General features: G+C 32.1%; 21 protein-coding genes. 2 read left to right on the top strand and 19 right to left on the bottom strand.

The genetic code is table 11. The annotated features are described in order from the left end of the window. Window positions 1–50 precede the first annotated feature (50 nt). The 5 genes from AALI31_RS04555 to AALI31_RS04575 all read right to left on the bottom strand — a co-directional run bounded on the left by AALI31_RS04555 (window position 51) and on the right by AALI31_RS04575 (window position 5679). Complete coding sequence (locus AALI31_RS04555) at window positions 51–782, bottom strand: LytR/AlgR family response regulator transcription factor (protein ID WP_489885336.1); 732 nt, start codon at window positions 780–782, stop codon at window positions 51–53. 196 nt (window positions 783–978) lie between these two features. Continuing rightward, window positions 979–1305 (bottom strand): TipAS antibiotic-recognition domain-containing protein, encoded by a 327-nt coding sequence (locus AALI31_RS04560; protein WP_489885337.1) that lies wholly within the window; start codon window positions 1303–1305, stop codon window positions 979–981. An 82-nt stretch (window positions 1306–1387) separates the two neighbouring features. Next, complete coding sequence (locus AALI31_RS04565; protein ID WP_489885378.1) at window positions 1388–3928, bottom strand: calcium-translocating P-type ATPase, PMCA-type; 2541 nt, start codon at window positions 3926–3928, stop codon at window positions 1388–1390. Between the two features lie 139 nt (window positions 3929–4067). After that, window positions 4068–4856 carry a hypothetical protein gene (locus AALI31_RS04570; RefSeq protein ID WP_489885338.1) on the bottom strand — a complete coding sequence of 263 codons (789 nt, stop codon included), beginning with the start codon at window positions 4854–4856 and terminating at the stop codon, window positions 4068–4070. A 202-nt stretch (window positions 4857–5058) separates the two neighbouring features. Continuing rightward, window positions 5059–5679, bottom strand: a complete 621-nt coding sequence (locus AALI31_RS04575; RefSeq protein ID WP_489885339.1) for a hypothetical protein — start codon at window positions 5677–5679, stop codon at window positions 5059–5061. A 238-nt stretch (window positions 5680–5917) separates the two neighbouring features. Here AALI31_RS04575 and AALI31_RS04580 point away from each other — a divergent pair, with 238 nt between their 5' ends. Beyond that, a complete protein-coding gene (locus AALI31_RS04580; protein ID WP_489885340.1) occupies window positions 5918–6793 on the top strand; it encodes an SDR family oxidoreductase in 876 nt (291 codons plus the stop codon). A gap of 599 nt (window positions 6794–7392) precedes the next feature. After that, window positions 7393–8175 carry an alpha/beta hydrolase gene (locus tag AALI31_RS04585; RefSeq protein WP_489885341.1) on the top strand — a complete coding sequence of 261 codons (783 nt, stop codon included), beginning with the start codon at window positions 7393–7395 and terminating at the stop codon, window positions 8173–8175. Window positions 8176–8343: 168 nt separating this feature from the next. On the opposite strand, the gene AALI31_RS04590 is transcribed toward AALI31_RS04585, so the two are convergent. From AALI31_RS04590 to AALI31_RS04655, 14 genes are all read right to left on the bottom strand, one after another. Further along, a complete protein-coding gene (locus tag AALI31_RS04590) occupies window positions 8344–10278 on the bottom strand; it encodes an ABC transporter ATP-binding protein (protein WP_489885342.1) in 1935 nt (644 codons plus the stop codon). Continuing rightward, complete coding sequence (locus AALI31_RS04595) at window positions 10271–12022, bottom strand: ABC transporter ATP-binding protein (protein ID WP_489885343.1); 1752 nt, start codon at window positions 12020–12022, stop codon at window positions 10271–10273. Before AALI31_RS04595 ends, AALI31_RS04590 begins: the two co-directional genes overlap by 8 nt. Before the next feature lie 68 nt (window positions 12023–12090). Beyond that, window positions 12091–12585, bottom strand: a complete 495-nt coding sequence (locus AALI31_RS04600; RefSeq protein WP_489885344.1) for a MarR family winged helix-turn-helix transcriptional regulator — start codon at window positions 12583–12585, stop codon at window positions 12091–12093. 58 nt (window positions 12586–12643) lie between these two features. Then, window positions 12644–13183 (bottom strand): flavoprotein, encoded by a 540-nt coding sequence (locus AALI31_RS04605; protein ID WP_489885345.1) that lies wholly within the window; start codon window positions 13181–13183, stop codon window positions 12644–12646. Next, window positions 13183–13923 (bottom strand): phosphopantothenoylcysteine decarboxylase domain-containing protein, encoded by a 741-nt coding sequence (locus AALI31_RS04610; protein ID WP_489885346.1) that lies wholly within the window; start codon window positions 13921–13923, stop codon window positions 13183–13185. Before AALI31_RS04610 ends, AALI31_RS04605 begins: the two co-directional genes overlap by 1 nt. A gap of 127 nt (window positions 13924–14050) precedes the next feature. Then, complete coding sequence (locus tag AALI31_RS04615) at window positions 14051–14689, bottom strand: hypothetical protein (RefSeq protein ID WP_489885347.1); 639 nt, start codon at window positions 14687–14689, stop codon at window positions 14051–14053. Next, a complete protein-coding gene (locus tag AALI31_RS04620; protein ID WP_489885348.1) occupies window positions 14682–15290 on the bottom strand; it encodes an RNA polymerase sigma factor in 609 nt (202 codons plus the stop codon). The genes AALI31_RS04615 and AALI31_RS04620 overlap by 8 nt, the downstream gene beginning before the upstream one ends. A 24-nt stretch (window positions 15291–15314) precedes the next feature. Next, on the bottom strand, window positions 15315–15902 hold the full coding sequence (locus tag AALI31_RS04625) for a hypothetical protein (protein WP_489885349.1): 588 nt from the start codon (window positions 15900–15902) through the stop codon (window positions 15315–15317). A 705-nt stretch (window positions 15903–16607) separates the two neighbouring features. After that, on the bottom strand, window positions 16608–16895 hold the full coding sequence (locus AALI31_RS04630) for a MarR family winged helix-turn-helix transcriptional regulator (RefSeq protein WP_489885350.1): 288 nt from the start codon (window positions 16893–16895) through the stop codon (window positions 16608–16610). Window positions 16896–16899: 4 nt separating this feature from the next. Then, window positions 16900–17064, bottom strand: a complete 165-nt coding sequence (locus tag AALI31_RS04635) for a hypothetical protein (protein WP_489885351.1) — start codon at window positions 17062–17064, stop codon at window positions 16900–16902. Between the two features lie 261 nt (window positions 17065–17325). Beyond that, complete coding sequence (locus AALI31_RS04640; protein ID WP_489885352.1) at window positions 17326–17865, bottom strand: glutathione peroxidase; 540 nt, start codon at window positions 17863–17865, stop codon at window positions 17326–17328. 487 nt (window positions 17866–18352) lie between these two features. Continuing rightward, complete coding sequence (locus tag AALI31_RS04645; protein ID WP_489885353.1) at window positions 18353–18520, bottom strand: hypothetical protein; 168 nt, start codon at window positions 18518–18520, stop codon at window positions 18353–18355. Next, window positions 18504–18695 carry a hypothetical protein gene (locus AALI31_RS04650; protein ID WP_489885354.1) on the bottom strand — a complete coding sequence of 64 codons (192 nt, stop codon included), beginning with the start codon at window positions 18693–18695 and terminating at the stop codon, window positions 18504–18506. Before AALI31_RS04650 ends, AALI31_RS04645 begins: the two co-directional genes overlap by 17 nt. A gap of 35 nt (window positions 18696–18730) precedes the next feature. After that, window positions 18731–19390 carry a hypothetical protein gene (locus AALI31_RS04655; RefSeq protein ID WP_489885355.1) on the bottom strand — a complete coding sequence of 220 codons (660 nt, stop codon included), beginning with the start codon at window positions 19388–19390 and terminating at the stop codon, window positions 18731–18733. Window positions 19391–19417: the final 27 nt, after the last annotated feature.

Here is a 19417-nt window from a genome sequence, read left to right on the forward strand (position 1 = left end):
ATAAAGGTGTAACTAAATTTTAAAATTTAATTACACTTTTTTGTTTTTTATCAATCATATCTGAACTTCAAATCATTTCTCTCGCTTATCTGCATGTAAAGTTGTCTAATCTCTTTTCTCTTTCTTTCGCTTATATCCAATCTTACACCATTACTCATTATAACAGACTCATATCTTATTTGACGAATATGCTCATAGTTAATTATGTACGATTTATGTATAAACATAAAATCAAAATTTCTAGACATCTTATAAACCTCACTTAACTTACCATAAAATTCATATTCACCATTTACAGTACTAACAATAATTCTTCTCTTGGAACTTTTAAAATAAATTATGTCTTTAAATTTTACTCTTAAAGTTGATTTTCCAGATTTAAATTCATAGAAAGTATTGCAATCAAAAATATGCTTATATATGACAAATAATACGTATTCGAATTCGGAAAATTTTATGGGCTTTATCAAAAATCCAAATGGTTTTATATCAAATATCTCCACAAAGTATCGATCGCTAAGTGATATATATACTATTATTGTATCAAACATTTCTCTTATCTTTTTGCCAATCTCAATTCCACTTATATGTTTAATTTGAATGTCCATAAAAACTATATCAAATTTCTCCATATTATTTAAACACTTCATAAAATCTATTCCTGATAAAAATACATTGACCTTTATTTCAATATCTCTATTACTATTTTTAATTTCTTTGATATATCCCTCAAGTTTACGTACAAACTCATGATCATTATCACAAATAGCTATTTTAAGCATTAATAATCTCCAAAATTCAATAATTTTAATGAACTCCTTTTTTTATATTATTATGATTCTATAGTAAACACAGTTTTTTCTCAACGACTTTTATAATAAAATCTTAATCAAATTAAATTTTATCTTAGAAATATGTTAAAATATAAACTTTTTTTGTCTTATATATAAAACCCCAAAAAAGAAGAATGATCGTAAATCATTCTTTCCTCTCAATGTTATTACAAAAATATATAATTGCATTCGATAAATATTTTGGCATATCTTCACCATAATTTTTAACTAAAATTTGCGAAAAACTTGGGTTGAATTCATAAACTTCAGCCAATCCTTCGAACATTCCTAATGAACAGTCATAAAACTTGTTCATCCAATCAAAAAGCTTCTGAACCCCATTTTGTACATCATCACTACTAAAATCTTTATGACCTATATACTTGTATATATTTTTAAAAATATTATCTCTATCTTCTTGTTCTTTTATAAAATCTCTTTTACTAAAATTTTTCCAATCTATTTCATCCATAATAATTCTATCACCACCATAAATTGATCTATAAATTAATTATAGTTATTTGCAATATAAATTTCCATTTTTATAGGTTAATTTATTTTATTTTTTTGATTAAGCTATAAATTCCACTTAAAACAGTGATACATGCTGAAAATATTATAACAATTCCCCACTGTATTAAACTCATAGAAGTTGTCTTGAAGACTCCCTGTAAAAAAGGAATATATATTATTGCCAAAATCATAATAACAGATATCGCTACAGAAAATAATAAATACTTATTGGACAATAAATTTATTTCAAAAATACTTCTATTTTCAGATTTACATTCAAATACATGAATGAGTTGAGATAAAACAAGTGTAGCAAGTGTCATTGTTCTGCATGTGTTTAAACTAAATCCCATATAAAGCCCAATTATAAATGTAAATATTGTACTTATTCCAATTATTGCTCCTCTAAACAAGATTTTTTCCCAAAGTCCTCTTGAAAAAATACTTTCATTTCTAGGTCTTGGTGGTTGATTCATTATGCTATCATGTGAATTATCAACTCCAAGAGCAAGTGCTGGCAAACCATCAGTAGCTAAATTTACAAATAAAATTTGGATTGGGGTCAAAGGATTTGGTAAACTAAACATAGAAGCTAGGAACATAGTCAACACTTCACCTATATTACAAGAAAGAAGATATCTTATAAATTTTCTTATGTTTAAATAAATCTTTCTTCCTTCTTCAACCGCTGAAACTATAGTGCTGAAATTGTCATCGAGTAAAATCATTGAAGAAGCTTCTTTTGTTACATCTGTACCAGATATTCCCATAGATATCCCTATATCAGCCTCTTTTATAGCAGGAGCATCATTCACCCCATCTCCAGTCATAGCAACTACATGATTACTATTTTTAAAAGCTTGTACGATTCTCAGCTTATGCTTTGGTGTAACTCTAGCAAAAACTTTTGTATTTTTAATTGCATTTCCAAGCAACTTATCTGACATTTTATCTAGTTCATCTCCAGTTAGTACTTCACTCACAGAATTACATATTCTTAAATCCTTCGCTATTGCAAAAGCTGTATTTTTATGATCTCCTGTTATCATGATCGTTGATATTCCAGCTTCTTTACATTTAACAACGGCTTCCTTCGAATCCTTCCTAGGTGGATCTATTATTGCACAAAACCCTACAAAGATAAAATCTCTTTCCACATCACCAGTTCTATTTATTCCATCAACTTTATAAGCCGCACCTAGGCATCTAAGTCCCCTTAACGAAAGCATTTCAATCTCTTTTAAAATTTCTTGTTTCTTAGATGAAGTAAGTGAAATTACACTTCCTCTATGTAAGTAATATTTACTCCTTGAAATTATTTTCTCAGGAGCTCCTTTTGATAATAAGATACTTTGCCTACTTGAATTATCTCTAACAATTACCGTAGACATTTTTCTATCAGAATCAAATGGTATCTCACTAATTTTTGTATATGATTCACAATATTTTTTCAAAGACTCAGAATCACTAAAATAATATTCAATCAAAGCCTTTTCTGTAGGATCTGCTATGATTTGATCTCTAAATAATTTTCCACCTTTGTTTATATCGAAATCATTACATATGGTAAAGATCTTTTTAAGCATTTCGTTTTTGTTATTCTGACTATCATTATTTTCAAAAACCTTGCCATCAAAAAAAATCCCTTTAACAACCATTTTGTTTTCAGTAAGAGTTCCCGTTTTATCACTGCATATAACCGATGTGCATCCTAAGGTTTCTACAGATGGTAATTTCCTTATCAAAGCTTTTTTCTTTAGCATTTTTGAAACACCCAATGCTAGAGCCACGGTTACGATCGCAGGTAATCCTTCTGGAATGGCAGCGACTGCGAGACTAACTCCAATCAAAAACATATCCGTTATAGATTGTCCTCTAGCAATACCTATTACAGAAACTATTGCACAAATAGATAAACATATAACTACTAAAACCTTTCCTAGTCCCTCTAATCTTTCTTTAAGAGGAGATTTATCTTGTTCAATATTCTGAAGCATATTGGCTATTTTACCCATTTCGGTTTTCATTCCAATAGTTAAAATTTCTGCATATGCCTTTCCTTTTAAAACTGTTGTTCCCATAAAAATTCTATTTTCTTTGTTTCTTGCACTTTTATCAACACCAATCGATTCACCTGTCAAAAGAGATTCATCAATATTTAAATTTCCATTTATAATTTTTGCATCAGCAGGAATTCTATCTCCAGATTCAAGAACTATTAAATCCCCAACTGTTAAATCGGTCGCATCGATTATTTTCAAATTTCTATCTCGTATAACTTTTGTTGTTGGAGAAGAAAGTTTCTTTAATGATTCCAAAGATTTTTCCGTTCTGAACTCTTGAACAAATCCAAGTACCGCATTTATAATGATTATCGCAATTACGACAATAGCATCCGCAATATCTCCAAGAATCCCTGAAACAATAGTTGCAAATACCAAAATCCAAATCATAATATCATTAAACTGCGATAACAAAATAGAGATTGCCGAAGTTTTTTTCTTTTCTTTTATTGTATTCTTACCGTACTTTTTTATATTTTTCTCAACCTGAAATTGGGTCAGTCCACCTAATTTCGTCATATCTTTCACCGATTTTTCCTCCATGTATAAGTATTTGGTAAATATATATTTGCCTTTATAAAAAATAATTACCAAAATTTACTTTTTATAAAAAATAAAGAAGCAGACCCCTGCTTCTCTTCATTCACTATATATAATCTTACTTATCAACTCCAAGTATTTTCCTTATTTTATTTATATCTTCGTCTTGGACCATATACCCTAAAAGTCTTTCTTTCTTACTATTTTTTAGAACTAGCCACCTCACCTTATCCAATTTAACAAAACTAATAAACCTTCCTCCAAAACCTGGAGTATCTGGATTTATTAAGTAATTATTTCTTGAATCTAACTTATATTCCTTACCTTGTAACGTGGACATATCAGCAACAAGAACAGCTGTATGACCTGCACCATATTTGACGCTCCTCTCAACACTTATAACCAAATGTGGTCTTATCCCACCACCTTCTACCTCAATACCTTTATCAAATGTATTTCTGAGAATAGCTTCACCTGGAAGTATAGTTTCTGGACGAGCATATCTTCTCATTCTTACAGAAACTGATATAGCTTCTTGCTCTAATACACTAGATGAAGATGAAGTAGAAGATTCCTTACCACTCTTTTCGGATAAGTTTAAATTTGACAATCCTTCACTTAAAGAACCATTATTTAGATGCAAATCATTTTGTTTTACTCTAATACTCGAATAAGACGTTCCACTCTCTGACACCAACACACTTGATGCCGAGCTTTGCATCTTTTCTATTTTGGAAGATGACGATAACAAACTGGATGTTGACGGTAATTCACTATCAGTTTGTGAAGGATGAGATATTTTTGAATTTGATTTAACTCTTGATGTATCTCGCTGCACACTATTTGAAAACAGAAGTTGACTACTAACCGAAACTTTAGATGAAGAACCTTTCACTTTCTTTGGCATTGAGTTAACATCTTTAATTTGGATTATACAAGACACCCCTACTATCAATACACAATTTAATATTTTCATAATTATCCAAACAATAAGAAATCATTATGACAATAACCTTCAGTTAAATATTTCTATTCCTAATTCTAAATTTGTTAATTATGAATATTCTATCAAAAAAACGCAATAATCATTAACAAACTATTGCATTTCCTTAAATACCATTGACATATTCATCAAACATACTTTCATCTATCCTCTCTATCGCTTCCTCCGCATTCCCTACTCCTATCACATCTATTCCTCCTAGCCCTAACTCCCTGCTCCTCATGTTCCCCACACTCAATCCTATCATTTGCTCCCTATTCGCTCCTACTTGTAATCTTATACCTTCTTCTTCTACCTTAACTTCATTGCTGAAGGTAAACCCTCCACTCTTTCCTGTATCTATCTTTGAATCCAAGTCCTTTAAATTTAACGTTATTCCTCTTAACTCAAATGTCTCATCAGCTTTAGGAGTATCTAATGTGAAACTATCTAATAAATATTTCTTTCCTCCATTAAACTCTGAATTGTCAAATAATTCAATCGTTACTGCATCTCCTTGAGCAGCGTGTGTTAACTTGAATTCAAACGTCCCCTCCCCTAATTTCAATAACTCTTCTCCTGTACCTGCAAATATTGCTTTTAAATTATCATTAGTTATACCAGCAGTATTAGTATTAGTTCCTTGTTTTACCTCATACTCCTTCCCTGATATATTCCCATTCAATACCTTGTTAGTTGAAAGTTTGATGCTTGTCCTTCCACGTATCTTCCAAACACCTTCTACCATACATCTTCCATCATCCCATCACATCTATCGGGAATTGTGTCTGACCGTTGGATTATTTATAATAGTCCCTAGGTGTTTATGGCTTTTACTGGATTTGTTTTTGTACAATTACAATTGTAAAAATTCTAATGAATACAACTTCTAATATCACCAACCTTCAAAACGCAATACTTGTTTATCCCATTTTTTTATGATACAATCCAACCATCGTAGATAGTTAAGGGAGTGAATTATATTTATGAGTAAAATTGCTGTGCTCGGTGCTACTGGGAATTATGGTGGAAGGGCAATAGAGCATCTTTTGAACAAAGGTGTACAACCTAGTGATATCGTTGCTATTTATAGAAATGAAGAAAAAGCCTCATCCTTAAAAGGGAAAGGTTTAGAACTAAGTTACGGTGATTATCAATCAGATAACTTCGGACCTTCTGTTTTCAAAGATGCCGAAAAGCTTTTGTTTATCTCAGGTCTTGGTCAAGACAATTTTAAACGTATTCAAGATCATATTGTTGTGATAGATGCTGCACGAAGAGCAGGAATTAAACACATTGTCTACACAGGATTAGCGTTTCCGGAAAAATCAACATTTGGAATGGAAAATGTCCATCTTGCTACAGAGTACGTAATCAAATCTACTGGCATTACATATACAGTTTTGCGAAATACATTTTATACTGACTTCTTGTTCATACCACGTGATATGAAACGTGCAGTCAATGATGGGAAATTGTATTCTCTTTCAAAAGGAGTAAAAGTCAACTTTATTCCTCGTGACGATATGGCAAAAGCTGCTGCTGCTGTTTTAACTAGCGAAGGTCATGATAATAAAATTTATGAAATAACTTCGCCAAAAACATATTCTTTCAAAGATATCGCAGATATTTTGACTAAAGTATCTGGTAAAAAGGTAGAATATGTAGAAACTACAATTGAAGAATATACAAAACACTTAGATGGCTTAGGTATACCAAAGGAATCTCAGATGTGGGATCCTGTGATGTTTCAGCTTGGATTCGTAAATGGTTGGGCCGAAGTTGCTAGCTCAGCATTGTCTGATTTGATCGGTGTTGAAAATATCAAAACTCCAGAGCAACTTATTAGAGAAATGTTTTAAGAAAGTTCGTGTATCTTATATTTGATTTTGAATAACTCCACATAGAAAATCTCTACAATGAAAAGGTGAATTCCCAATTTAGGATTCACCTTTTTATCATTTTTGAAAATAATCTTCCAATATACATCTATACATCCTTAAAATGTCTCACTCGATTTTGAAATTACGATAAAGGGATGTCCTTTCCAAACCTGCCTCATTGCATAACTCACTAATAAAAATATCCTCTAAAGGATTTTCCCTTAGTAATGATACATGCGTTTATAATCTGTTCTATCACATACGTATCTCTTACTTTATTGATATATATTTTAATATTTGTTTCGTTTTATTTCTCCTAGTTGACATCAATTGGTTTTAAAAATACAATCTTATAAAAACGTTTCAACTCGCTATATAAAAAATTTAAAATTAATCAAACTGATAGAAAAGATTGAAAAAATAATGATATCACTTTCACAAAAACGTATAATTACGTTATTCATAATTGTCATCATAGCATTTATTTTGGGAAGGCTTACAGTGAGAGCTTTTATGAATGCCCTTTTAGGTGGAACACTTTTCGGTGGTGACTTTTTGTGATAAAAGGAAAAAGCTTTATGTGGATATTTATTTATATTTTTGCATTCATCGTATCTTTTATAACATCTATTGTTCTCAAATTAAATTATAATCCCCTAAGTAAAGAATTTTCAGTTGATTGGAGCGATAAAATTGGTACCGTACATGAAGATCTTACCTATGGAGAAGGTATATTTAATAAATTTGATCTTTACGTACCAGCAGATAATTCAAGAGATACTTACGGTTTAATTGTATATCTTCATGCGGGAGGTTTTACAAGTGGAGATAAATCGGATGACTCAGAAATATTAAAATGGATATACTCGAAAGGCTATGTGGCAGCTGGCATAAATTATACTTTACGCAGTGAAAAATATCCAAATGCGAATGTTTATTCTCAGTCGATAGAAATCAAAGAAAGCATACCTCACGTTATATCGGCTGCCAAAAACCTCGGATACCATATTGATGAAATGGCAATATCAGGAGGATCAACTGGTGGATGTCTCGCTTTACTATATGCCTATAGAGATGCTCAGACTTCTCCTGTTCCCATAAAGATGGTTTTTGAAGCGGTTGGACCATCATCATTTTATCCAGAAGACTGGAAATATTATGGACTTGATAAAAATTATGAAAGTGCAAAAACTCTGTTTAGTACAATGGCGGGAAAGAAAATTGAATCAGAGTTCGGAACACCTGAATACGACGAAGAAATAAAAGATATTTCTGCACTACTTTGGATTGATGAAAATACTATTCCTACTCTTATGATATATGGAAAACATGATAAAATCCAACCTTACGAATCATCTTAAAGACTTCTCAAAGCACTTCAAGATAATAACGTTCCACATGATTATTATTTATGTGAACACTCAGGACATGGATTGCAAAATGACAGTAAGGTTTTTGCTAAATACGCACACAAAATACTGGAATATCTTGGTACGTATATTCCAGTAAAATAATTTGAAACATTAAAATCACTCCAACTCGAAAGCACCTGTATAAAGTTTGTAGTATGTTCCTTTTTGAGCTATAAGCTTATCATGGTTTCCTCGTTCAATGATTTTTCCACGATCAAGTACCATAATTACATCAGAGTTCTTAACGGTTGAAAGCCTATGTGCAATTACAAAAACAGTTCTGCCTTTCATCAATTTATCCATACCATCTTGTACTAATGATTCAGTACGAGTGTCTATAGAAGAAGTTGCTTCGTCTAAAATCATAACAGGTGGATTTGATACAGCGGCACGTGCAATAGAGATAAGCTGCCTTTGTCCTTGCGATAATCCACTTCCATCACCTTTCAATACGGTATTATATCCTTTTGGAAGCATACGAATAAATCCATCAGCGTTTGCAAGCTTTGCAGCAGCAATACAATCTTCATCAGTTGCATCAGGATTTCCATATCTTAAATTCTCCATAACAGTTCCTGTAAATAGATTTACCTCTTGTAAAACTATGCCAAGAGAACGCCGAAGATCGGCTTTTTTAATTTTATAAATATTTATACCATCGTATCGTATTTTCCCATCAGAGATATCATAAAAACGGTTAATGAGATTTGTAATTGTAGTTTTTCCTGCTCCCGTTGCTCCAACAAAAGCAATCTTTTGTCCAGGCTCAGCATATAAAGAAACATCATACAATACTTGCTTCTCTGGAACATATCCAAAATCCACATTTTCAAAAACTACATTTCCCTCAAGCTTTGTATAAGTAACTGTTCCATCATGATGTGGATGTTTCCATGCAAACATTCCCGTTCTTTCTTTAACCTCATGTATAACGCCATTTTCCTCTCTAGCATTAACAAGTGTTACATATCCCTCATCTACCTCAGACGATTCGTCCATAAACGCAAATATACGAGAAGCTCCTGCAAGTGCCGTAACGATGGCATTGAACTGATTTGATATTTGAGAAATAGGATTTGTAAAGTTTCTAGAAAGAGTAAGAAATGAAGCTATCATACCAAGTGTTATTGTTCCAGTTCCTGCAAGTCCAATATTTGTCACTTCTGAAATTGCCATAAATGCTCCAACAACAGCTATAACAATATACTGTAAGTACCCAAACCCATTCATTAATGGCATTATAGAATTGGCATATCCATTTGCATTTGACGCACTTTTCGCCCAGGCTTTATTCTTTTCACGCAATTGCTCCTTTGTCTTTTCTTCATGACAAAAAACCTTTATGACTCTTTGTCCATTTACCATTTCCTCAACATATCCATTTACATCAGCAAGATTCTTTTGCTGCATTACAAAGAATACACCAATTTTACTTGCTATCATTTTCACAATTTTCAAAATTAAATACATGGAAATAACAACAACCACTGTTAGCCAAATACTTATATATAACATGCTAATAAAAACTGCAATAATAGTAAATAATGAAGATACAAGCTGTGCCATTGATTGAGCAATCATCTGACGCAAGGTATCCGTATCATTGGTATAAAGACTCATAATATCTCCGTGTGTCCGTGTATCAAATGTTCTAATAGGAAGACCTTGCATTCTTTCAAACATATCATCACGAATCTTTTTCAGTGTACCCTGAGCTATCGTAACCATTGCATGGTTATAGAATAAAGTCGAAAGCACCCCTATCAAATAAACAACGCCCACTATGCTTAATGCTTTTAGCAGTTTTGTAAATGAAGGACTAACCACTCCAATTAACGGTACGATGTAATCATCAATTAACAATTGCAAGAATAAAGCAGAAACAGCAGAGGCAATAGCACTCAACAATATACAAACTACAACCAAAACTAACTGTATTTTATAAACTCTCATATAAGACATTAGCCTTTTAAGAGATTTCATATCGAAACGAGCTACAGGTGGCATACCTTTAAGGGATTCTTTGGAATTCATTTTTTCTCTATTACTCATCGTCTGAATCTCCTTTCCTCTGCGATTCATATATTTCTTGATAGATACTACAATTCTCCAAAAGCTTTTCATGATTACCGACAGAAACCACTTTGCCATCATCTAATACCATAATTTGATCTGCATGTTGAACAGAACTTACACGTTGAGCAATAATAATTTTTGTAATATCCGGAATGTATTCAGCAAAAGATTTTTGAATAGAAGCATCAGTCTTTGTATCTACAGCACTTGTAGAATCATCTAATATCAAAACCTTTGGTTTCTTTAATAAAGCACGAGCAATACAAAGTCTCTGTTTCTGACCTCCAGAAACATTGGTTCCACCTTGTTCAATATAAGTATCATACTTGTCAGGAAAACTTTGTATAAATTCATCTGCACAAGCAAGTTTACAAACATGAGTTATCTCTTCATCAGTAGCATCTTCATTTCCCCAACGTAAGTTCTCTTTAATTGTTCCAGAGAATAATTCATTCTTCTGCAATACCATCGCAACAGAATTTCTAAGAGTATCAAGATCATATTGTCTAACATCAATTCCTCCAAGCATAAGTCGCCCCGAAGTCACATCATAAAGACGTGGAATCAATTGAACAAGACTTGATTTTGAAGATCCCGTTCCTCCTATGATACCAATAGTTTCACCTGAAGATATAGAAATATTAATATTATCCAGTACTTTTTTATCAGCTTTAGAAGCATAAACAAAATCTACATTTTCAAAATGAATTGAGCCATCTTTTACTTTCATTTCAGGATTAGAAGGATTTGCAATATCAGTCTGCTCTTCCAATATCTCAGCAATACGTCGTGCAGAAGCAATTGAGATTGTTATCATGGCAAAAACCATTGCTAGCATCATTAAACTTGTAAGAATTTGAGTTGCATATGTAAACAAAGCTGTTAAATCTCCCGTCGTCATTCCGAAAACAGAGCTATTTCCACTTGCTACAATTGCTTTTGCTCCAATCCAAGAAATGAGTATCATACAAGCATACATAAAGAATTGCATAATAGGTGAGTTAAAAGAAATTAGTCTTTCTGCCGTTGTAAAATCATTGTAGATACCTTTTGATATTTCTTTAAATTTATTAATTTCATAATCTTCACGATTGAAGGATTTTACAACTCTTATCCCCCTAACATTTTCTTGTACAACATTATTCAAATCGTCATAAGTGCGGAAAACTCTTTTAAAAATCGGAAGTACTTTCTTAATAATTAGGAAAAGTACTAATGCTATGATAGGAATAACGATTAAGAAAATTAGAGAAACTTCTTTACTTATATGAAACGATACTATCATTGAAAATATGAGCATAAAAGGAAACCGAGTCGCCATACGAAGTAACATTTGGTATGAATTTTGAATATTCGTTATGTCAGTTGTCAAACGTGTTACAATGGAAGCTGTTGAAAATTTATCTATGTTTGAAAAAGCAAATGTTTGAATATTATCGTACATATCTTGTCTTAAGTTAGCAGAAAGCCCTACAGCTGCTCTAGCAGCAACATGTGCCGAAAGTACGCCAGTAATAAGTTGGAACGCCGCAAATATTAAAATCATAACTCCATATTTCCATACAATATTCATATTACCGAAGTAAATACCTTTATCAATTAAATCTGCCATAAGAAGAGGTATTATAATTTCAAAAACAACCTCAAGTATAGACAAAGTAATGGTAAAAATCGAACCTCTTTTGTTTTCTCGCAAGCTCCGACCAATTGTCTTTAACATGTAATTCCTCCTTTATTTATAGCATGCTACACTTTACAAATAAACAAACCATCATGTCACCAATTGACTCATTCAAGATTTTTAGAAATCACAAACAGCATTTCTCTCAATCTATTTACGTCCTCATCAGACAACGACTTTAACATTCTTTGTTCATTGGATATTATACTTTGCTCCATATCCTTTTTTAAAATTTCAGCTTGTTTAGTGAGTTTAACATTTTTATTTCGTTTATCATTTCCATCTATCCAACTTGTAACATATCCTTTCTGCTCCATCCTCGATATTATCCCTACTATAGTCGGATGAGATACCTCTAGAAATACTTCAATTTCCTTTTGCGTAGCTTGACCACACTTTTTATTTAAAAAAGCCAATACACGACATTGCGTTAAAGTTAAATTATATCGTTTCAAATCCACATCTGCTTTAACTTTAAGTTTGATATTTATGCTCTTGATAAGATAACCTATATGTTTTTTACACAAAGAAAACATCTCCATTCCAAAGTATAGCATACTACATATTCTAACAAACCTCTTAGTGGTCGTCAAGTTATTCAAAAATTTTCTATCAAAATACTTTAACGAAAAATCACAAATTCCAAAATCATATAATCATTCATTGATACAATGCTTCTCTGACTCTAGCTATAATTAAATCTGTATCTGCCAAAGCTCCTTTTCCTAAATCTCCACAGGCGAGCTTAGATACACGAGGTTCTATAAATTGAAAACCAAATTCTGATAATGTATTTATGTTTCTTTGTGTAATGGGATTATTATACATGGCAGTATTCATAGCAGGAGCTACAAGAATTGGAATATTTCGAACTGCAAGTAAGACTGTGGTTAACATATCATCTGATATTCCCATAGCAGCTTTAGCAATAAAATTTGCTGTCGCAGGAGCTATAAGAATAAGATGTGCCCTCTGTGCTAGGGATATATGTTCTACTTTAGATGTAGTATATTGCTCGAACATATCGGTATAAACTTTATTCTTAGTTAAGGTCTGAAGTGTGAGAGGAGTTATAAATTCTTCTGCCGACTTTGTCATGATGACATGAACACTATTACCATCCTTGGTTAACATATTTGCAATATCTCCTGCCTTATAAGCAGCTACACTTCCTGTAATACCAAGTATTATATTTTTCATTACTCCGTTTCTCCTTTTAATATCTTTGTCACAATTCCATTTGCTATCTCATATTTAGTTTGAAATTTTTGGACATTCCTTTTTGAATCAATTAAATATCCACGATGATTATCACCATCAATCTCCGAAGAATCGTTTGCAATTACGAAATCGCATCTATTTTTAATAAGTAAACGATGTGCAGTATTAAACAATTCATCTTTGCACACATGACTTAATAATTTAAATCCAACGATAACAGCCTCTGGAAGTACCTCTCTAAACAATGGAAGTATCTTAGGTGCTGATTTTAATAGAATTAAAGGTGAATCCATTTGAGAAGATAATTTTCTTGATCCATTTCTCAAATTAGTTTCATTCATCCCACATTCTATAACCTCTTTTAAATTATTAATACCAGTAGCATGACTTTCTAAGAAAGATGCTAATCCTTCAATAGTAGATATCGATTTAACTATATAATCGCTGACAGCCATACTGTGTATAACTACATGTATGGAATACTCTTTTACAATTTTGATTATCTTGTCATAAAGCTCAGCAACACTTTCTATTTCAATACATGTAATCTTTTTAGATAATGGATGGACAGAACCCTTTGCACAAATATACAAAATCCGATTGACTCGAGATACCATAGAAAACTCATCAGCAATTAAACTTCCGAGTTTTCCAGTTCCTATATTTGTAATTTTTCTAACATCATCAATGAGTTCACTAGTACCACCAGCAGTAATCAAAACATTTAAATATGTACCTATTATAAAATCCCTCCTAATCCAATGTTAATCTTTCAAAATTTGAAATTCAAATTCTAAACTCGTCATAATCTATTTTTTCATTTTCACTTTTTGTATTTTATCTGATTCATTTTTCCATTGCTTCTAGAATTAATTTTTCCATTACCTCTCTGCTACACCCTGAGGAAATTCCAATTGAATAGAAATATTTACCATCAAACCAATATGCTAAGAAAATCAAATCCTCATAGCCTTTTTGTGTTATTGTGATATTGTCAATTTGCACATCTTCTACCATAGAATAATAATTATAATCTCCAGAATTTTCCTCTAGCCCAATTGATTTACGAAATATCAACACATCCTGATCTTTATCTCCAATGTATCTTATTTCTGCAAGGTCTTTACCAATTATAGCATATAATGTATCCAAAATTTTAAATGGAACAGATCTTAATTCTGGTACATAAAATCCTGCTGCCTCTTCTAATTGAAAATGAGATTCATATTCCCGCCTGCCATATATACTTTCAACCCTATCCGAAATATCATCATTGGGAATAATTATACCATTTTGACTATTTCGCAAACCCACTACACAAATAACCATTACTGTCGCAGCTAATATTACAAATTTGGGAAATCGCCTATATTTACTACATGTTTTATGTTTTTTTGAAAAGTGAGAATCAATACTAGAGATAATTCGATTTTGCATTTCATCTGTAAGGTTTACACGATCCATAATTTTATCATATTTACTCAAAATCGTATTCCTCCTTCAACAAAACCTTTAAACGTTCCCTTGCTCGCTTCAAATCCGATCTAATTGTTGATTCTTTTCGGCAAAGGATTTTTGAAATATCAGAAACTTTATATCCCTCATAATAAAATAAATGAATTACATCCCTATATGTAATAGGAAGACTTTTAACAGCCTCCCAAGTATAAGAAAGATCTTTATATCCTTCTGCAATAAGCTCATTATTAAGCTCATCCGTTTCTCTACGTTTGTTATAATCAATTCGATTTTTGGATATGTTAGAAGCTGTTCTTAAAACATACACCTTTTCATGAATATTATTTGCAAATTTAGGATTAGCCTCAAGTACACGAATCAATGTTTCTTGCAAAATATCTTCAGCATCTTCCATATTGTAAATATAGGAATAAGCGAGTCTCAATATTGCATTACCATAAACAGCCATATATCTCTCAGCCCTTTGGTTTAAAACCGATCTATCCCTAACTGATTTTAAAAACGGAAAGCTCACTGCTAATTTGAACGAATATATCCATTTTTGAGCAAATATCTCGATCTTCATATAAACATTGTTTAACGACACATGTCTTAAGAAGAATTCCACTAGCAACTATCCCTCCCTATTTAACTACTTAACTTGCTTAATCAAAGTACTCATAAACTCCTTGGAGACACCCATGTTCGTCTTAACAAAATTTGTATCAATCTCAGATACCATTATAGAATAAGAGTAATCTCTATCTGACCAAATTGCAAGACCCACCATGCCATCATTACCCTTGAAAGTAACAGTTTTCCCATCTATGATCTCTGTATTTTGCTCCTTATAGATGTTATAATCTCCGCTAATATCTTCGTTTCCCACTCCTTTTCGAACACAAATGTAACGATTCTCATCTGCACTGTAAGTTACTTGAATTAATTTGTCTATCATCACAGCATAGCTAACATTTTCATATCCTTCAATTTCGTTTGGTAGAAAAATATCAAAACCTGCTATCGCCTTGACACTATCTAATGTATCAAGATCAACAAATGGACTCCATGTAGAACTGTCTCCTCCACAAATCCCATACTCATACCCAACTTTCACCATAGATTTAGTTACTCCAGCTAGTAATGCACTATTATTATGAGAATTAGAAAATGCTGTTATCCCTATTGACCCCGTAATACACAATCCTAACATTAATGCAACCATACTTTTTTTATTCATACAAAATTACCTCCGTATATTCAATTGAGCTTCCATATCGCTCTATCTTATATACAGATAAAAATACAAAAATGTTGCAAATCTATATATATTTTTTAAAAATAATCTTTTAAATATATTTTTTCTCGTTATTGAAATTATACAAACTATAAACAGTTAAATCGCAAAATTACAAATTATGTAAATGAAAAATCCAAAAGAAAAATTATGATATTTTAAAAACAAATAAATTAAGTCTATCTTCAAAATTTAGTGTGAAAATGCCAGATACATGGAACTCCATATTTAATTTGAGCAATAATGTACCCTGAATTGAAAATGCTATTTGTGGTTTTAATTATGATAACAGTATCATTATTTATAAGTCCTATTTTACTATTATTATATTTTAATACTTTATAACTCAAGTACCAAATATAAAGATATTAGAATTCCAAGAAGTTAAAAAATTAAGGATAAAAAAAGAATAATTCAATGGTAATCAATGAAAAGAATTATTCTTATAAATCTATGTTTTTTAATTTTATTACAAGTTTTTTCGATCCTGAAGAAATAAGGTCATTTTGGATAATTCTTATTATTCCAAGTAAATTATATCTCTCTTCAATGTACCTATCACCTTTCTTATTATGGAATCGATTTCAATACCATAAACTTTAGAGTTTTTCATAGATTTTTGGATATTTAAAATAAATTTTTCAATGTTTACCGTTTACTATCAGAACTGATATTTTTCATTATTTTGTGAAGAATGCGATAGAGATCTACCGCATCCTTCTCATCTATTGAAATACAATCTTGCATTTTAAATGGTACTTCAACGACTTGCTCCCTCAGTTCTTTGCCACTCTCAGAAAGTGTTATTACAAGAATTCTTTCGTCCTTTGACGAACGTTTTCGAAAGGGAAATCCTTTTTTCTCTAATGTTTTTAGAACCGGTGTCAATGTACCTGAATCAAGAAATAAGTATTCTCCTAATTCCTTTACCGACAATTCCTCATGCTCCCACATCGCTATCATAGTAATGTATTGAGTATTGAGTATATGTTAAGCCAATATCATCCAAAAATGGCTTATATTTTTTTATAATTTCCTTTGAACATACATATATAGGAAAACACAATTGATTCCCAAGTTTTAATACATTAAATTTCTGATCCATAGTATCCTCCGTTTTTAATTTTGCACAATTAAATATACCAAAATCAGTAAAGAGTAAATCCAATGCAATTCGGTTTTCATCAATAGTGAAAGTATAATTGGGATCCGAAGATACATCATAAGGCTACACGAACAACATTAACAAAATAATTTAAACAATATATCAGGCGTTTTTCGTAGAGAACACTACTCAGTTTTTCCTAAATTCAAACTAATACTATTTGAAAAAGTATTGATTGTTAAATAACCATAGTTAAACATATTACAAGATTTCCTTAATTTTTTCTCTAATAACATCAATTTTTTCTGTCGGTTCATAACGAGCAACAATTTTACCATCTCTGCCTATTAGAAATTTTGTAAAATTCCATTTAATATTCCCATTATTTTTGTAGTTTGAATCCATCCTCTTTACAATTGGTATGAGTAATAACTTTCCCGGACCATTAAAGCCTTCAAATTTTGTATTAGTAGTCAACCATTTATACAGTGGTATAGCATTTTCACCATTGACATCAATCTTATGATATTGTGGAAAGGTAATGCCATAACGACCTGTACAAAAATTGTGGATTTCCTGATCTTCTCCCGGTGCCTGATTTGCAAACTGGTTACATGGGAAATCAAGAATTTCCAATCCTTGTTCTCTAAATTCTTCATACGTTTTCTGAAGTGCTGCATACTGTGGAGTAAATCCACACTTAGTAGCTGTATTGACAATCAAAATCACCTTTCCACGAAAAGCTTCAAGTGTGATTTCCTCACCATTTTGTTTTTTTATTTCAAAATTATATATAGTCATAATAAATCCTCCTTTTGTGTTAAATTAAATTTAACACAATTAAATTGTATCTTTCAAGAAATTCTTGAAATTTCTTTATTGCAAAAAATTTCTGCATGGTGACTAATCCCAAGTACGTGATGACACCATTTTTCCTATAAACACGTAACTCTTAACTCCATCTAATAAATTTCCTTTGATCTTTAATCTCTCTTCTTCTATTTTGATAATATTTTTACATCGTTGGTTAACAACATCAAAACGTATCTTTCATGAAGATGTGGTGTGGATTCGTCAATATTCAAAGCCCAATCCAAGATATGGACAGTTGTTTCATTTCAAATCTCCTTTTCTTTTACCACAAAAAAGACCAAGTAAATTTCTCTACTCGGTCTGTTAATAATAACAATATCTAGTTTTCCCCCAAAAGGATTTACAATGAAGTTACTTAATCTTGTGAAACTCTTCTATAAGCACTACCCAGTACTTGGTGACGAAACGCAACTAACTAGATAATGGTTGCACCCTTGAACGACCAAGGCACTTCGTCCTTAACACGATCGAAGTTTCTCTCCTTCACCTTGCGTAAGACTCTATCTTTACAATCCGACAAACTGAAATTTGTAAAAGGCTGTGGTGACTTGTGCCTAACTCTGATTCTAAAAATTTTTTTCATTACAATATGATTCAGCCCATTCTCTCATCGTAGTACCTTTATGACCAGTTACAGTAAAGACATCATCTGCTACTGCCGTCTGTGCTTTAACTTTCCCCTCTCTTGTAAGTTGCATCACAATTACGGCGGATGTCATATAATTCCTCACTGCGATAGAAGAGATTTGTTTGAACATTTCCTCCTGTTGTTCTTTACTTACATCACTATACTTTATTTCCTTGCCTGATCCGATGACAGATAACTGGTTCCGGTATAAGTGATCACATTTTGTAAAAACACTACAGAGCATGACGTGACATTCATTATGATCAGAAACATCAATCCGATCAGAACTGCTACACTGATATACACCTTCCGGTTTTCTTTAAAGAAGTTGGTGACTTTGCCGCCAATCTTCTTGATATAATCAATCGTACCTTTTGTAGCTGTTCCTACTGTCTGTTCACTTCGCTTCGCTTTGGCATAATCCCGTTTGATCTGTTGCTTCTGAATCTGTTTTTTCAGTTTCTTCTGCTCCTGACGGGTTGCCGCCTGTGTCTGTTTCTCTTCCTGTCTTTCAAGTCTGCTTCTTTTTCTGGATGCCCTCTGTTTCCTGCGTCTGGCACTTCTCTGTTCCAGCCGGTAAACACCTTCGCCGCTTTCTTCTAACTTATGGACACCTTCTACCGCCGCATTATCGTCTTCATTTTTGCTGATCTCACGGTGCAATGCTACGGAAGTTGCACTTCCTGCTTTCTTGACAACAGAAGCTTTTTCTGTTTTCACAGATTCCCCTTCACCAAACTTCAAACGGGATTTTTTCTTTCCAGGAGATTCTCCTTCGTGAAACTCTTCTATAAGCACTACCCAGTACTTGGTGACGAAACGCAACTAACTAGATAATGGTTGCACCCTTGA

The sequence above is a fragment of the Anisomitus miae (SeqCode) genome (assembly GCF_054906395.1).

Excerpts from the sequence above, each read along its gene's own strand:
- AALI31_RS04635 (WP_489885351.1), bottom strand. The coding sequence starts at position 17,064 with ATGGATCAGAAATTTAATGTATTAAAACTTGGGAATCAATTGTGTTTT.
- AALI31_RS04575 (WP_489885339.1), bottom strand. The coding sequence starts at position 5,679 with ATGGTAGAAGGTGTTTGGAAGATACGTGGAAGGACAAGCATCAAACTT.
- AALI31_RS04650 (WP_489885354.1), bottom strand. The coding sequence starts at position 18,695 with ATGTTCAAACAAATCTCTTCTATCGCAGTGAGGAATTATATGACATCC.
- AALI31_RS04625 (WP_489885349.1), bottom strand. The coding sequence starts at position 15,902 with ATGAATAAAAAAAGTATGGTTGCATTAATGTTAGGATTGTGTATTACG.
- AALI31_RS04570 (WP_489885338.1), bottom strand. The coding sequence starts at position 4,856 with ATGCCAAAGAAAGTGAAAGGTTCTTCATCTAAAGTTTCGGTTAGTAGT.
- AALI31_RS04590 (WP_489885342.1), bottom strand. The coding sequence starts at position 10,278 with ATGAGTAATAGAGAAAAAATGAATTCCAAAGAATCCCTTAAAGGTATG.
- AALI31_RS04560 (WP_489885337.1), bottom strand. The coding sequence starts at position 1,305 with ATGGATGAAATAGATTGGAAAAATTTTAGTAAAAGAGATTTTATAAAA.
- AALI31_RS04585 (WP_489885341.1), top strand. The coding sequence starts at position 7,393 with ATGTGGATATTTATTTATATTTTTGCATTCATCGTATCTTTTATAACA.
- AALI31_RS04605 (WP_489885345.1), bottom strand. The coding sequence starts at position 13,183 with ATGAAAAATATAATACTTGGTATTACAGGAAGTGTAGCTGCTTATAAG.
- AALI31_RS04645 (WP_489885353.1), bottom strand. The coding sequence starts at position 18,520 with ATGAAAAAAATTTTTAGAATCAGAGTTAGGCACAAGTCACCACAGCCT.
- AALI31_RS04555 (WP_489885336.1), bottom strand. The coding sequence starts at position 782 with ATGCTTAAAATAGCTATTTGTGATAATGATCATGAGTTTGTACGTAAA.
- AALI31_RS04580 (WP_489885340.1), top strand. The coding sequence starts at position 5,918 with ATGAGTAAAATTGCTGTGCTCGGTGCTACTGGGAATTATGGTGGAAGG.
- AALI31_RS04595 (WP_489885343.1), bottom strand. The coding sequence starts at position 12,022 with ATGTTAAAGACAATTGGTCGGAGCTTGCGAGAAAACAAAAGAGGTTCG.
- AALI31_RS04565 (WP_489885378.1), bottom strand. The coding sequence starts at position 3,928 with ATGACGAAATTAGGTGGACTGACCCAATTTCAGGTTGAGAAAAATATA.
- AALI31_RS04640 (WP_489885352.1), bottom strand. The coding sequence starts at position 17,865 with ATGACTATATATAATTTTGAAATAAAAAAACAAAATGGTGAGGAAATC.